At 48.4% G+C, this 15,068-nt stretch carries 18 protein-coding genes; 16 read left to right on the top strand and 2 right to left on the bottom strand.

Annotated features, from left to right (window positions below):
- Positions 1-114 precede the first annotated feature (114 nt).
- The 15 genes from NSQ38_RS27360 to NSQ38_RS27290 all read left to right on the top strand — a co-directional run bounded on the left by NSQ38_RS27360 (position 115) and on the right by NSQ38_RS27290 (position 12,568).
- Positions 115-1,116 carry a beta-ketoacyl-ACP synthase III gene (locus NSQ38_RS27360; RefSeq protein WP_339785018.1) on the top strand — a complete coding sequence of 334 codons (1,002 nt, stop codon included), beginning with the start codon at positions 115-117 and terminating at the stop codon, positions 1,114-1,116.
- Complete coding sequence (locus NSQ38_RS27355) at positions 1,106-2,398, top strand: ATP-grasp domain-containing protein (RefSeq protein ID WP_339785017.1); 1,293 nt, start codon at positions 1,106-1,108, stop codon at positions 2,396-2,398. Before NSQ38_RS27360 ends, NSQ38_RS27355 begins: the two co-directional genes overlap by 11 nt.
- Entirely contained in the window at positions 2,395-3,390 is a 996-nt protein-coding gene (locus tag NSQ38_RS27350; RefSeq protein WP_339785015.1) for an NAD-dependent epimerase/dehydratase family protein, read from the top strand. The genes NSQ38_RS27355 and NSQ38_RS27350 overlap by 4 nt, the downstream gene beginning before the upstream one ends.
- Positions 3,384-4,244 carry an MBL fold metallo-hydrolase gene (locus tag NSQ38_RS27345; RefSeq protein ID WP_339785013.1) on the top strand — a complete coding sequence of 287 codons (861 nt, stop codon included), beginning with the start codon at positions 3,384-3,386 and terminating at the stop codon, positions 4,242-4,244. Before NSQ38_RS27350 ends, NSQ38_RS27345 begins: the two co-directional genes overlap by 7 nt.
- Entirely contained in the window at positions 4,241-5,569 is a 1,329-nt protein-coding gene (locus NSQ38_RS27340; RefSeq protein ID WP_339785011.1) for a F390 synthetase-related protein, read from the top strand. The genes NSQ38_RS27345 and NSQ38_RS27340 overlap by 4 nt, the downstream gene beginning before the upstream one ends.
- A gap of 68 nt (positions 5,570-5,637) precedes the next feature.
- Positions 5,638-6,558, top strand: coding sequence for an SDR family oxidoreductase (locus NSQ38_RS27335; protein WP_339785009.1), 921 nt, complete (start codon positions 5,638-5,640; stop codon positions 6,556-6,558).
- Between the two features lie 215 nt (positions 6,559-6,773).
- Complete coding sequence (locus NSQ38_RS27330) at positions 6,774-7,355, top strand: DJ-1/PfpI family protein (protein WP_339785008.1); 582 nt, start codon at positions 6,774-6,776, stop codon at positions 7,353-7,355.
- The gene (locus tag NSQ38_RS27325) at positions 7,352-7,930 is read left to right on the top strand and encodes a GNAT family N-acetyltransferase (RefSeq protein WP_339785007.1); all 579 of its coding nucleotides are present in this window, start codon (positions 7,352-7,354) and stop codon (positions 7,928-7,930) included. The genes NSQ38_RS27330 and NSQ38_RS27325 overlap by 4 nt, the downstream gene beginning before the upstream one ends.
- On the top strand, positions 7,927-8,811 hold the full coding sequence (locus NSQ38_RS27320; protein ID WP_339785005.1) for a serine/threonine protein kinase: 885 nt from the start codon (positions 7,927-7,929) through the stop codon (positions 8,809-8,811). The genes NSQ38_RS27325 and NSQ38_RS27320 overlap by 4 nt, the downstream gene beginning before the upstream one ends.
- An 88-nt stretch (positions 8,812-8,899) precedes the next feature.
- Positions 8,900-9,271 (top strand): hypothetical protein, encoded by a 372-nt coding sequence (locus NSQ38_RS27315; RefSeq protein WP_339785003.1) that lies wholly within the window; start codon positions 8,900-8,902, stop codon positions 9,269-9,271.
- Between the two features lie 29 nt (positions 9,272-9,300).
- Positions 9,301-9,990 (top strand): GNAT family N-acetyltransferase, encoded by a 690-nt coding sequence (locus NSQ38_RS27310; RefSeq protein WP_339785001.1) that lies wholly within the window; start codon positions 9,301-9,303, stop codon positions 9,988-9,990.
- The gene (locus NSQ38_RS27305; RefSeq protein ID WP_339784999.1) at positions 9,990-10,460 is read left to right on the top strand and encodes a GNAT family N-acetyltransferase; all 471 of its coding nucleotides are present in this window, start codon (positions 9,990-9,992) and stop codon (positions 10,458-10,460) included. Before NSQ38_RS27310 ends, NSQ38_RS27305 begins: the two co-directional genes overlap by 1 nt.
- A gap of 67 nt (positions 10,461-10,527) precedes the next feature.
- On the top strand, positions 10,528-10,914 hold the full coding sequence (locus NSQ38_RS27300) for a hypothetical protein (protein ID WP_339784997.1): 387 nt from the start codon (positions 10,528-10,530) through the stop codon (positions 10,912-10,914).
- A gap of 295 nt (positions 10,915-11,209) precedes the next feature.
- Entirely contained in the window at positions 11,210-11,992 is a 783-nt protein-coding gene (gene murI, locus NSQ38_RS27295) for a glutamate racemase (RefSeq protein ID WP_338592819.1), read from the top strand.
- A 24-nt stretch (positions 11,993-12,016) separates the two neighbouring features.
- Complete coding sequence (locus NSQ38_RS27290; RefSeq protein ID WP_339784995.1) at positions 12,017-12,568, top strand: histidine phosphatase family protein; 552 nt, start codon at positions 12,017-12,019, stop codon at positions 12,566-12,568.
- A 69-nt stretch (positions 12,569-12,637) separates the two neighbouring features.
- On the opposite strand, the gene NSQ38_RS27285 is transcribed toward NSQ38_RS27290, so the two are convergent.
- Together NSQ38_RS27285 and coaA are read right to left on the bottom strand one after the other, a co-directional pair.
- Positions 12,638-13,000, bottom strand: coding sequence for a DUF423 domain-containing protein (locus NSQ38_RS27285; protein ID WP_017689687.1), 363 nt, complete (start codon positions 12,998-13,000; stop codon positions 12,638-12,640).
- Positions 13,001-13,064: 64 nt separating this feature from the next.
- Positions 13,065-13,994: a type I pantothenate kinase gene (coaA, locus tag NSQ38_RS27280; RefSeq protein ID WP_036610217.1), complete on the bottom strand. Its 930-nt coding sequence runs from the start codon at positions 13,992-13,994 to the stop codon at positions 13,065-13,067.
- 195 nt (positions 13,995-14,189) lie between these two features.
- Between coaA and NSQ38_RS27275 the strand changes: the two genes are divergently transcribed.
- Positions 14,190-14,978, top strand: coding sequence for a DUF3891 family protein (locus tag NSQ38_RS27275; protein ID WP_339784993.1), 789 nt, complete (start codon positions 14,190-14,192; stop codon positions 14,976-14,978).
- The last annotated feature ends 90 nt before the right edge of the window (positions 14,979-15,068 follow it).

Raw genomic sequence — 15,068 nt, 5'->3', positions numbered from 1 at the left:
GCATCTGCCCTTTTATTGTATATTTCAAAGCTTCTATTTGTTGGGGTTTCGCCATTCAAGGTGAGGTGTAAATTTCATTTATATCAGTCAGATGAACAGAAAGAGGTTGGGGAAATGCAACTTAGAAGAGTAAGGATTACAGGAACAGGCAAGTACCTGCCTGAACAGGAAGTCACCGATGAGGAACTGGATCGCCGCTTGGGCGTGCCTGCGGGCTGGGTTAGCAAAGCCACAGGCGTAGGTGTACGCCATTATGTCTCTGGCGAAGAAACCTCCTCCTTCATGGGCGCGAGAGCTGCCGAAGCTGCACTGGCGGATGCAGGATTACAATTCAGTGATATCGACTGTCTGGTGTGTACCAGTGGCACGAAGGAACAACCGTTGCCAAGTACGGCGGTATTTATCCAGCAGGCCATGGGGCAGCAAGATTCAGGCGTACCTGCCTTTGACATGGATGCGACCTGCCTGAGTTTCCTGAACGGACTCGATGTGATCTCCTATATGGTAGACGCCGGACGTTACCAGCGAGTACTGCTCGTAGCCACCGAGATTGCCTCCGCGGGACTAAATTGGTCTGATAAAGAGAGTGCGGCCCTGTTCGGAGATGGAGCGGCCGCTGTTATTATTGAGCGTTCGCCTGAAGGGTCATCCTCACAGATTGTACATGCTTCCCTTCAAACCTACAGCCGAGGTGCTCGGTTCTCGGAGATTGCAGGTGGAGGTACACGGCTGCATGCTTCGAATTATAAGGCAGATCAGCCTGAACCCTACCTATTTCATATGGATGGACAGGCGATCTTCCGCATGGCTTCCAGACTTCTGCCTGGATTTATTGGTGATATGTTGCAGGCGACCGGAAATCATATGGAGGATTTCCAATTGGTCATTCCTCATCAGGGAAGTGCGATGGCGATGAGACTGATTCGCAAGAAGCTTGGCATTGCTGAAGATCGGTTTATGGACATCACACGAAATCACGGCAATACAATTGCGGCTTCGATCCCGATGGGTCTGCATGAAGCGATTAAACAACAGCGTATTCAGCGGGGAGATCGGGTGTTGATGATTGGCACGGCTGCAGGATTATCATTGGGAGGACTCATTTTTGACTACTAGATCTGGGGAAACCAGACATCGTACAGCTGCTTCTCTCCGTGTGCTGCTTACAGGCGGAAGGGCTCCCGTAACGCTTGATCTGGCACGCATGCTTCATCGGGCAGGCCATCGGGTTTATGTTGCGGAGAGTGCTGCACGGCATCTGACCAGATTATCCAGTGCAGTGGAACAGTGCGCTGTGGTCCCGTCGCCACGTCATGACACACGTGCGTATCTGGCGGAGCTGGAACGGTTGGTTCAGGATTGGCAGATCGACCTGTTGATTCCGATGTGTGAAGAAGTATTCTATGTTGCTCAAGGGGCAGACAGACTGCGTGCATTTTGCCGTGTTCTGGTTACGACTCTGGAGCAGCTGCATGTGCTGCACCATAAATATGATTTTATCCAGCTAGCAGGGTCATTCGGCCTTTCAGTTCCGGATACACACCTGATCCACAGTCGGCAGGAATGGATGGAAGCTCAGTCTGTTCTAGGAAAAGTAGGAGATTGGGTGTGGAAACCGGTGTATTCCCGATTTGCCGCCAAAGTTCGCATGCCAGCACTCATGAACGATGAGGCTAGGGCAGGGACGGTTCAGGAAGGAAACGTAAGTGAAAAGAAACGTAGACATTTCCGTAACGACCCTCCAGACGAAGTAGCATTATCATCTAGTTCACCTTGGGTTGCACAGGCCTACATTCCTGGTCAGATGTTATGTACATACAGCATAGCGCTTGAAGGGCAACTGGTTGCACATGCCACTTACGACAGTCGCTATCGTACAGGAAGCGTGGGAGCCAGTGTTTTTTTTGAACAGGTGGAACATGAGGGTGCCCTTGCGTGGGTGAGACAATTTGCCCAGGCAACGGGTTTTAGTGGACAGATTGGGTTTGATTTTATAGAAGGTCAGGATGGGCAAGTATATGCAATTGAGTGTAATCCGAGGGCAACGAGTGGCATTCATCTATTTCACCCCGGAGATGACTTGGTGCGTGCATTGACTGAACCGGAGACGTTGGTCAAAGAAAGAAAAATGATCAAGCCCGCACGGGACAGCAAAGCCATGCTCATGCTTCCCATGTTGGGAAGTGGAGTACAGCAGATCTTTGGCAAAGGGAAACTCCGTGCATGGATAGCTGCGTGGCGTGGAGCCAGGGATGTGGTCTATGGAGGGCAGGATATCCAGCCTGTATTTGAACAATTTGCAGTGGTGCTAGCCGCATGGCGTCTGTCAAGATCACAGAAGTTCTCGCTGACTGAAGCTTTGACTTACGACATAGAATGGAACGGTGAACAACAATGAATAGAGCACTGGTTACAGGAGCTACGGGATGTCTGGGCAGGCATCTCGCGATACGGCTTACACAAGAGGGATGGGAAGTAACTGGCATGGGCCGACAGCCCAAAGTTGGGGCAGAACTTGAGTTGGCAGGAATCAGATTCCTGAATGGAGATATACGGGATGAGGCTTCAGTAAACGAAGCATGTGCGGGGCAGGATGTGGTGTTTCACTGTGCGGCACTATCATCGCCATGGGGCAGATATCGTGACTTTTACAGCAGCAATGTAGAAGGTACAAAAAACCTCATTGATGGCTGCCTACATCATGAGGTGCAGCGATTCATACATGTCTCGACTCCAAGTATATATTTTAACTACAACCCGCGATATAACGTACATGAGAATGACCCGTTGCCATCCAAACCAGCCAATCATTATGCAGCCACGAAGCTTCTCGCTGAGCAGGTTGTGATGGAGGGGCATGCGAAGGGACTTCCGTCGATCATGATTCGACCGCGAGCGATCTTTGGTCCGTATGATCAGACGTTATTTCCCAGAATTGTCACAGCAAACGCAAAATCGGGCGTGCCCATGATTGGTGGTGGACAGGCGGTAATCGATCTGACATGTGTGGATAATGTGGTGGATGCCTTGTTGTTGTGCCGCGATGCCTCTGATGAAGCGCTCGGCAAAGCTTACAATATCTCCAATGGCGATCCAAGGGCGTTCATTGAATTGGTAAGCAGTTTGTTTGGTATGTTGGATATGCCGTTGCGTCGTCGAAATATTCCTTATCGGACGGCCTATGGTGTGGCAGCGTTGCTGGAGCGAGTTCATGGCTTTATTCCTGCGTTGGGTGAACCTGCGTTGACACGGTATACAGTCGGCTCCTTATCCATCCCACAGACATTGGATATTACGGATGCAAGGGAGCAATTGGGGTACGTCCCTCGGGTGTCCATTGAAGAGGGATTGCAACAATTTGCAGACTGGTGGAGGGCTGAATCATGCTGACAACAACTCCGGTGAAACTATATTTGGGTGCGGCGGGTTACTGTACACATCCAGAGTTTCTGACGCTGCGTGGTGGTCGATTAAGTCCAGTACCTTTCCCGGCAGGGTTTGCCTGCATCATTCATCCCGTACATGGACCGATCCTGCTGGATACGGGATATAGTTCCCGCTTTTTCGAGGAAACGGCTCATTTGCCTAACGCACTGTATCGTCATATTACACCTGTGGTCTATCGTGAAGAGGATAGTGCCGTTCATTTTTTGGCTCATATTGGACTGAAAGCTTCGGATATTCGGTATATCATCCTCTCGCATTTTCACGGCGATCACATCGCGGGTGTACGTGATTTCCCGGAGGCACAATTCATCTATCTGCCAAGAGCCTATGATGCTGTGCGCTCACTCGGTCCAATTGCGGCTGTAAAGGCAGGTTTTCTTGCCGGGTTGTTGCCCGAGGATTTTAAGGCCAGATCATTGCCTGTTATGTGTCAGCCTGAGCGATGGACGAGAGCGGGGGAAGAGTTCCCTTTTGATGAGGTCTACGATATCTTTGGTGATGGAAGTCTGCTGGGGGTGGATGTATCCGGTCATGCAGAAGGCATGATGGGAATACTTTTGCGTACGGAAGAACATGACTATTTCCTCTGCGCGGATGCGGTGTGGTCGAGTCGGGCCTTTCGTGAAGAGCGCAGACCTCATATTCTTGCTGGGATCATTATGTCGAATCGACAGGAATACCATCGTAACTTTGACAAGTTGGTACAGCTGCATCAGCAGTTTCCTCACATTCGGATAGTGCCGAGTCATTGTCGAGATGCACTGGACGCTTGGGGTGAAGGAGGGCCAGCACGATGAGTAATACCTTTCGTATTGTGGTTCATTATGCGCTTGCACGTGGGCTGCGAACATGGAAAACGCGAGAACAACTGGAGCGCTGGCAAGAGCGCCGGATTATTCGGCATGTCCATCAGATCCGTGCCCGATCCCCGTTTTACCGAAAGTGGTGGGGTGGCGTGGACGCATCCAACTGGAGAAGATTTCCGTTGATTGATAAATCAATCATGATGCAGCATTTCGATACACTGAATACGGTAGGCATTACCAAGGATGAAGCGCTGGCTCTTGCAGGTGAAAGTGAAGAAACGCGTGACTTTAAACCCTCCATTCAAGGTGTGACCGTTGGACTTTCTTCCGGTACGTCAGGGAACAGGGGAATATTTCTGGTAAGTGATCGGGAGCAGGATGCGTGGACGGGCACGGTGCTAGCCAAGTTGCTGCCTGGTGGACTGTGGAAACCTGCGAAGATTGCATTTTTCCTGCGGGCTAACAGTAATCTGTATGAATCGGTGCAGCGTGGCAAATTGCAGTTTCAGTACTTTGATCTGCTGGAACGTGTGGAGACTTTGGTGAAGCGGCTGGAAACCTACCAACCTACCGTGTGGGTGGCTCCTCCATCCATGCTGCGTCTGTTGGCGGACGCCTATGTGGCAGGCCACCTGACCGCTGTACCGGATAAAATCATCTCGGTTGCCGAGGTGCTGGACCCCCTGGATCGCAAGGTGCTGGAGCAGGTCTTCAGACAGACCGTTCATCAAGTCTATCAGTGTACGGAAGGATTTCTGGGTGCGACCTGTCGTTATGGCACACTGCATTTGAATGAAGATATCGTGCATATTGAAAAAGAGTTCATTGATCCCGCCACCCGGCGGTTCGTGCCCATTATTACGGACTTCTCCAGAACATCACAGCCGATCATCCGGTATCGGTTGAATGATATTCTGACCGAGGCGGCGCTGCCATGTGCCTGTGGTTCCCCGTTTACCGCCATTGAGCGGATTGAAGGCCGCTGTGATGACACGCTTTATTTTACACAACTACATACGGGTGAGGCGGTACCAGTCTTTCCGGATTTCGTTACCCGTTCGGTCATTGCGGCTTCGCCGGATATTGAACATTATCGTGTGGTGCAGCAAGGAGACGGAACAATGGAAGTATCCCTTCGGCTTGGCGGGAGCGCAGTGCTGGAGCAGGTCGAGACGGATGTACGGAGTGAGCTGATGAAGCTGGGAGAGCGTCTGGAATGCACCTTACCTGAGATCAGATTTGTTCCGTATACGTTCGAACCGGGAATCACGAAGCTGCGCAGGGTGGAGAGAAAAGATAACGGAGTGGCGGATTAAGCAGCAGGGGCCGTGCGGTATAGGTAGGAACGGAAGTAAGTAATTTACCGAGGAAAGAAGGACACACCGTGACAGCTGATGAACACTTAACAGAGGACGAGCAAGGACGAATTAATACTGGTCTTGATTCAGTGAGTAAGACAAAGGAGAGAGATAACGCTCCGGTGGCCTTAATTACAGGTACCTCCAGTGGTTTTGGTATGCTCACAGCAATCACCCTTGCCAAGCAGGGGTATCGCGTTGTTGCTACAATGCGTGATCTGAGTCGAAGAGAAGAATTGGTGAAACTGGCTGAACAGGCGGGGGTAGCTAAACGTTTGCAATATGTGCAACTGGACGTGACCGATGCTGAATCGGTGCAAAAAGCTGTGGGGTCCGTACTTCTTAATAATGGCCGAATCGACATGCTGGTGAACAATGCGGGATTTGCGGTGGGCGGGTTCATTGAGGAAGTATCGATGGAGGATTGGCGGCGCCAGATGGAAACGAATCTATTTGGATTAATCGCCGTGACACGTGCGGTCCTGCCTGTGATGCGTGAACAGAAGCAGGGGCTGATTATTAACTTGTCCAGTGTAAGTGGGTTATCCGGTTTTCCAGGGTATGCGCCTTATGCTGCCTCCAAATTCGCTGTGGAGGGATTCACCGAAAGTCTGCGGCATGAGATGTCTTCGTTTGGCGTTCGGGTGGTATTGGTTGAACCAGGTGCTTATCGCACGCTGATCTGGAATAAAGGTTTGGGTGAGATTCACCGGAGCGAGAACTCCCCATATAAGCATAAGCTGGATGCGGTTCTTCGTTATTCCCAACATGCGAGCGAGACGGCACCTGATCCACAGGAAGTGGCAGATCTGATTGGCCGAATTGCGCGGATGCGTGCACCAAGACTTCGATATGCGCTCGGAAAAGGTTCGCGTGTGCTCATCATAGGCAAAGCCGTGCTACCCTGGAAGTGGCTGGAGTGGATCATTGCCCGTGGATTAAAATAGAGATAAAGTACGATTCACGATTGCAGAATTTCCGAAAGGGAGGGATTAACCATCTTCGAATTCATCGTTATTATTTTACTTCTTGCGATTGTGGTTCTGCTCTTTCGAATCAACAGCAAGCTGCCGGAACGTGATTGGGTGAAGGAAGCGATGGAACGGGATCGGAATCAGAAACTTAATCAGGATGCTCCAAATTAAAAAAGCGGAGGTTACCAATGAAAATTGCATTCGTTTTGTTTGATGGACTGACTTTCCTTGATTTTGCAGGGTTTTATGATGTGATCAATCGGTTGAATTTCTTTGAACCAACCAAAGGAACGACGTGGGAAACCTGTGCCATGACAGATCAGGTCACGGATGAGTCAGGTTTAACGATGAAGGTGGATCGAGTGAAGCCTGACCTGTCGGAATATGATCTCGTGTTCATCCCCGGGGGCATGGGAACGCGCAAGCTTCGATATGACGAGGCATTTGTAGGTTGGCTGAGACAGGCTGCGTCTGTACCTTTGAAGGTTTCGGTGTGCACAGGATCTCTGCTGCTGGGTGCAGCTGGTTTTTTATCCGGTAAAAAAGCAACAACACATCCCTATGCATATGATTTGCTTGAGCCGTATGTCGATGAGGTGATTCAGAAGCGGATTGTAAAAGATGGAAATGTCATTACGGCCGGTGGAGTAGCCACGTCCATTGATCTGGGAATTTATGTTGTTGGATTGCTTGCAGGACAGGAAGCGGCAGCGAATGTAAAACTTCAGATCGATTATCCTTATGAAATGCAGGGAGTGGTCGAAGAATGAACGAAGGCCGAAAGCAAGAGACCTATACCATTCGTAATATTCAGCGGGATGAAGCAGACATCTACTGGCCTTTGCGACTGGAAGCACTGAAAACACATCCTGAAGCCTTCGGGGCTTCGTTTGAATTGTCGATTCAGATTCCCATGAATGAAGTACAGGAACGCATACATAATGAACCGGATGATTATATTCTGGGAGCATACACAGAAGAAGGAATCTTGGCGGGAATGATGGGTTTCAAAAGGGAACACGGCCTGAAACTCAGGCACAAAGGCATGATCTGGGGCGTCTATGTTGCTCCGCCATATCGGGGAAGTGGGCTGGCTTCGCGTTTGCTCCGCGAGGTGCTGGATCGGGGAAGACATCTGGAGGGCATCAAGCAGATTAATCTGAGTGTAGTGACAACCAATGAATCAGCCCGACGTTTATACGAGCGATATGGATTTGAAGTTTATGGCATCGAGCGCAACGCATTGGAAGTCAACGGTCAGGGATATGATGAGGCGCATATGAATTACTTTTATACGGAGCATTCAACATTGAATGAAGATATCACAGCAGGAGGGGCCCTATGACAGATCAGGTTGAACTTGAGATAGACGGTGTTTCGTTTGTCATAAAAGAAGCCCACTCTTTCGATTGGTTACGGCCCATGGGTACGGTATTTCGCGTATTTGATCAGCAGGATTCAGGGAATCTCTCCTTCGGTATTGTACAAAAGGATGGAAAGCGATTGTTCGTAAAGTATGCGGGAGCACATACAATTCATGCGAATCATACGGGAAATCCCCCGGAAGCCATTCGTAATCTGAAATCATCTGTTTCCGTTTATGAGGATCTGGCGCATGACACGTTGATTCGATTAACGGATCATTTTGCAACGGATGAGGGTTATGCCTGTGTATTCGATTGGGTGGATGGGGAGTGTCTGCACTCCCATTGGTATTTTCCGCCTCCTGCTAAGTATGAAGATCCGCGTTCGCCATACCATCGGTTCAGACAGCTTCCAGTGGAGACACGCATTCGGGCGATGGAACAGATTCTGGATTTTCATATCGAGGTGGAACGAAGAGGTTATGTGGCTGTAGATCTGTATGATGGCAGTCTGATCTATGATTTTGACAGAAACTTTATGAAAATTTGTGATATCGACTTGTATCGGAAGGGCTCTTTCACCAATACCATGGGGCGCATGTGGGGATCTTCCCGCTTTATGTCTCCGGAGGAATTTGAGCTGGGTGCACCCATAGATGCGGTTACCAATGTATTCAATATGGGGGCAATGGCGTTTGGGTTGCTGGGCGGGGAGAAAGATCGTTCCTATGCCAGATGGGATGCTGGAGAAGCGTTGTATCAAGTTGTGATACGCGCCGTGAGTGCTGAGCGGTCCCAGCGGTACGCATCGATTGCGGAACTTGGTGAGGCTTGGAAACAAGCTGCGGTTAAAGGTCAATGAGTGAGTGGTGGAATTTTCGCAAATATGCAAAATCCATTCGTATGTGCGTGTGAAATCCCGTATAATGGAAATTATTAAGGGGGTGCAGATGATGTGCAGATATGCCATGTCAGGACCATATAAAGACATCTATGCATGTTTCATTTGTCGCAAATCATTTAAACAAGTCTCCAGACATGACCTGAGCCCTGAGGTGGTGGCACAACTTGAATATAAATGCCCGCAATGTGCCACGTCTATGGTTAGCATGGGACACGATTTCCAGGCACCTAAACAAAATGATACCAAACAATGGACCAAAGTGATGATGCTGTACCGTCATGGTTATACCTATCATAATTGCGGGTGCGGGGCTGGATATCGCCCGTCTGATTTACGTGAATTATCCGATTTTCTGGAGCAGCAAGAAGCTGGTAAAGGCAGTGAAGGCAAACGATTATTGCAAAGGTTAACTTCATAGTTATGGTCCCGAAATCAAACCTGTCGTCTATGGAAATGTTGAAAATACAGGTGAGTACTTTATATACGATCAACGAGCAGCAGCGTCTATTAAGCATCAACGAGCCAGGTGGTGGGCAAGCTCCAGCCATTTTTATCGGCATGACTTCTGCTGGTTCACTGATCTATTACCATGAGCAGTTACCGCCTAATCTAATGAATGAGTTGGGTAAGGATTGCGAGCTTCCGTTGGATATTCCGAAACTGATTCGCAAGGTGGAAACCTATGAGCTCGTTAACCGTGTGTGGATGGGACCCGCCTATGCTTTTTCTGAGTTATCTCACGAGTGGAATCAGAAGGTTCAGTTGATTGGTCAGGAGCAGCGTTATATGCTGGCAGAGCATTTCCCGGAATTAACGGATCACTTGCATGAAAAAAGCCCTGTTGCCGCTTATGTTATTGGGGATTCTGCTGTGGCAGTGTGCTGCTCCGCAAGGCTCTCCGATCATGGGGCGGAAGCGAGTCTGTATACAGCACCGGGTTATAGAGGACATGGATATGCAGCGGAGACGGTAAAGTGCTGGCAGTATTATGTCAAGGAGCGTGGACGCGTGCCAATCTATAGTACATCTTGGGATAATCTCGCTTCACAGCAAGTTGCCCGTAAACTCGGATTAATTCAGTTCGGTGTGGATTTCAGTATCACAACTGTGGATTTGAGGAAGGACTGTGACGTCTGATGATCCGCACTTTCGTACAAAAAGATCTGCAGTATGTCATTGAAGCGCATATCCGAATCTATCGAAACGAGTATAATTATGATCATAGCTTTGCTGAATTTATCACCCATGCGGTGAATTCGTTTGGAGTTACGGGCAATTACGCGAGGGAGATGTTATGGATTGTTGAGTTAGATCAGAGAGCTTCCGGCTCCATAGGACTTACTCAGGTGAATGAAAATACGGCTCAACTGCGCTGGTTTCTGATCGAACCGGAAGCACGTGGCGCAGGATGGGGCGTGAAGCTTATCGAACAGGCAATTCTTTTTGCAAAAGAAAATGACTACACATCCGTGATCCTGTGGACCAATGAGTCTTTGATTGGCGCGCGTAGATTATATCAATCTGTGGGCTTTGAAGTGAAGGAAGTCCGCAAGCAGATGTTGTCAGGTCAGGAGCTTACCGAAGAACAATGGGAACTTGTTCTGTAGTTGGCCGGGGGCTTGAGCTTGAAAGCCGAATCTGTAGTGTTAACTCGTTGTTGAAAGGAGTGGTACAGTGAATCGAAGAAGACTGATTCTGGGTTTGTTATCCGTATGCACTGCACTGACGGTAGTAGCATGTTCGACTCGGACAGAAGACCAAGCATTATCAGCAACAATTGAAAGCAACCTGCAGCAGATGGTTAGCGACCCTGTCCTCCTGACCAGCAGCAATCCGAATGATTATATTGCTGGTAACCGGGAGGCTTACGACAACATCTTGAATACGGGTGAGGAAGGATTGAATCTGCTACTACAGCAGCTCGAATCCAGTCCGGATAATGGTCTTAAGGAATGGATCATGGCTCAGGCAAGTACTGAACTGCTTGGAGAGCTTAACCCTGTAGAGGCGTGGCATAGTGGCAAGGACTGGCTCAGACAGTATAAAATGAGCGTAGAATAATGGCTTATCTTCTCTATAGTACCTGACTTAGCGGAAGTAATGGAGGGGGCGGAATCGATTCTGAAGAAGCGATAGCGTTCGCCTTTGTCTCCGAATTTATACATCTATAAGGTTATTTAAGAAAATTTGGAGACAACAGCGATCAGAAGAACGATCCGTAACCGGAATGGTTCCCGCAAGCCGTCAAGCACTGTAGTGTGTGATGAGCCGGAAGTACAAACCTCACCTCCAGTCAGCATGAGCAGCATTGAGAGGTTCTTGGAACCCGAAAGAATACATTATAGAGGTGAAATCCTTGAATAAGAAAATTGCTTTTTTTGATTCAGGTATCGGTGGTTTAACCGTTTTGCATAAGGCATTACAACAGTTTCCGGAAGAAAAATTCCTGTATTACGCGGATACTTTACATGTCCCGTATGGAACCAAGTCTGCGGATGAGGTTAGAGGACATATTTTTGATTGTGTGGAAGCGATCGTTCAGGAGGATGTCCAGGCAATCGTGATTGCTTGTAATACAGCAACAAGTCTGACTGTTAAGGATCTGCGCGCCAAATACGATATCCCGATCATTGGCATGGAGCCTGCGGTGAAACCAGCCGTGGAGATGAATCGTGATAGTGGGAAGAGAGTGCTTGTATTTGCCACGGCCCTCACCTTGAGCCAAACCAAGTATAACGAACTGGTATCGCGTGTTGATGATCACCACAGTGTGGATTCCATTGCGCTGCCGGAACTTGTGGAGTGGTGTGAACAGCTGGATTTTGATCCGGGCAAAATCGCTGATTATTTCCGGTTCAAGCTGGCAGATCTTGATCTTCATATGTATGGCACAGTGGTGCTTGGTTGCACGCATTATCCATACTATACGTCCATTCTGCGCACGGTTCTGCCAGATCATATACAGATTATTGATGGCAGTACAGGTACGGTGAACCATCTGAAGCAGCGGCTTGGACTGGTGGCTCAGCATGGAGACAGAACAGGGGAGCAGGTCACTTTCCTCAGTTCATCAGGCCGACCGGAAGAGCAGGAGAAGATGCACAGTGCACTCCAATATCTTAAGAAGAACTCCATGTAGGTTACACCATAGGAGGTGATAGCTATGAAGTCCATTTACCTTATCCGTCATGCCAAGGCCACAGGGCAGGAACCCCATGCAGAGCTTACAGATGAAGGGATCAGGCAGGCTGAAAAACTTGCAGATATCCTGGCTCATCATTCCATAACGTATATTGTCTCCAGTCCATGGAAAAGGGCAGTTCAGACCGCTATGCCACTAGGCTTAGCAACGCTGCAACATATACATACCGATGAACGTCTCCAGGAGAGGATACTTAGCTCTCTTGATCTGCCTAACTGGATGGATGTACTGAAACGTACATACGATGATGTGGATTGGGTGGAAGAAGGCGGGGAATCTTCGAGAAACGCGGCTGCAAGGGGGCTGGCACTTCTGGAAGAGTTGTGGAGCAGACCGGAACAGCACGGGGCCGTGGTTACACATGGGAACTTGTTATCACTGCTTATTCGTGAGTATGAACCATCCTTTGGTTATGAAGAGTGGACCAAACTATCTAACCCGGATGTGTATGTGCTGGAGAGACAACGACCATATGAAGGGCAGTTCACTATTCGAAGAATTTGGACAGATTAAACAGTAAAAGAGTGCTCCAGCGATATTATATCAGCCAGAACACTCTTTTCGTTTATCATCGGGGCATGTTTACAATGCGGCAATCATGATCATAACCCATCCAGCCAAAAATGCGACTCCGCCAAGTGGGGTAATGGCTCCCAATTTGCGAACACCCGTTACACTTAAAGTGTACAGGCTGCCGGAGAACAGGATGATCCCGGCGAACATCAGCCATCCGGCAAGCATGACGAGTGAAGAGGATTCAAGACGGTCTGCCAGCAGTCCGATCAGGATGATGCCAAGTCCATGGATGAGGTGATATTGAACACCGGTTTCATAGATTTTGATCATGTCAGCGGATAGTTTGCGCTTGAGCGCGTGTGCACCAAAAGCACCCAATGCAACAGCCAGGAACATCATAATACTGCCGAGTATAATCAGGGTTTGCAATGTGTTTTTCTCTCCTTTTAAGGGTAATTAGATATAACATCAAAGTGTACTGCACGAATGTTGTCTACAGTTTGCGCAATTGAATCTGCCCAATGGAGTGATCGGCTTCCTTTTTCAGAATCAGTCTGGCACGCCCTTTGGTTGGCAAAATGTTTTCATGCAGGTTTTTGGCATTGATATCCTGCCAGATCTGGTTGGCCGTACGCACGGTTTCTTCTTCATCGATATTGGCGAATCGTTGATGGAAAAAGGAATCCGTGTTCTGGAACGCTGTATTGCGAAGCAGCTTGAAACGCTCAACGTACCAGTGTCGTATATGCTCTTCTTCCGCATCAATGTAGATGGAAAAATCGAAGAAATCACTAACCAGCAAAGGTGTTTCCTTTTTGATCTGAAGTACATTGATACCTTCAATAATGAGAATATCGGGCTGACAGATCTGCTTCTCTTCCCCTTGAATGACATCGTAGGCGAGGTGAGAGTAGACGGGTGCTTTCACTTCGGGCTTGCCAGATTTTACATCACCCATGAACTGAATCAGGGATTTGATATCATAGCTTTCCGGGAATCCCTTGCGGTTCATGATGCCCTTCTCTTGCAGCACCGCATTGGGATATAAGAAACCGTCGGTTGTGACAAGGTCAACCTTCGGGCTATTCTTACCTCTGGCGAGCAGTGCCTGTAGCAAGCGGGCTGCTGTACTTTTGCCCACGGCAACACTTCCCCCGATTCCAATGATGTAGGGGGTGGGGAGGGCTTCTTTTTTCATAAAGGAGGCCGTCAGTTGATTCAGCTCTCGTGAAACTCTTGCATATAGGTCAATAAAGTGGGTCAGAGGCAAATATATATCTTCGACTTCTTGAATCGATACCTCTTCATTCAATCCCTTTAACTGTTCTAATTCGGCTTCCGTCAGTGGAAGAGTGGTCTGATGTTCTTTAAGTTCAGCCCATTCCTTGCGGTTAAACTCGATGTAAGGAGAGTATAAATTCATGAGATCCCGCTTTCTGTATGTAATATAATTGTGGACACAACCTTTAGTGTATCAAATTTCAGGAAACTGACAACACCTTTACATTGTGCCTTTCATAATGCCTTTCGTCAAAATGGAGCGAAAAACAACTTACTAGGAAAGTTTAACCCAATTTATGTTAAAGTCAACGTATACCATGCGGAAGGGTGACAGCAAATGATCGTATATGAGAGAGAGCATGATTTTGTTTTGACCGCACAGCATGAGCATGGATTAGTAGCCGGAGAGATGGCTTTCCACTGGAAAAATGAATTATTAGCCGATGCTGCGCATCGGGATGAATTGATTCTAGCGGCCAAGGAACATGACCGTGGCTGGATTGAACTGGATTCATCTCCGTTCTGGAATGATTACAGTCAATCGCCGTATTCGTTTCGTGACTTTCCATTGCGTCCGCGTTTTGTATTCTACCATAAAGGGATTGAAGAAGTTCGTCAGAAAAACCTTTACGCCGGATTATTGTGTAGCTTGATGTATACGGAACTGTTTCAGAAAAATCTGGGGGCCAATGCTCAGGATGATGATGAAATCCGAGATTATCTGCAGCAAGAACACGAACGTCAGTTGAGTTGGGAGAAACAGCTTGGTGGTGATGCTGAAGCAGTGAAACAGAGGCTGCAAAGTGATGTGGAGATCATGCTTTTCTGTGATCAGCTCAGTCTGTTTCTCTGTATGGAGGAACCTGGAACACCTGCTGCGCGTTATGATTTTTTTGCAGAAGGGCTCAGTTGTACGTTTGATGCCTGTTCCAGACAACCAATTCAGGCAGAGTGGTTATCCAATGAAAAAGTAGGCCTGTCTTTTTTTCCGTTTGATGAGGACTTTACGGTCGTTTTGCCTTATAAATCGGTGCCAAAGGCAAGTATCCGCAAATTTGGTATGCAACAGGCTTATCGCCGGGCTGAATGGAAGGAACGCCGGGTGTTGATTACGGAATTGAACTGAGAACTGGAAACTCCAAGCTTGAGTACAGAGCAGCATAGAATATCACAAAACAGGCGGGCTTCTATGTACAGGTGTACAGGGCGTCCGCCT

The organism is Paenibacillus sp. FSL R7-0313 (genome assembly GCF_037969885.1).
Classification (GTDB): domain Bacteria; phylum Bacillota; class Bacilli; order Paenibacillales; family Paenibacillaceae; genus Paenibacillus.
Note: the sequence above shows the minus strand (reverse complement) of the source record. Positions and strands in the feature narration are given on the sequence as shown.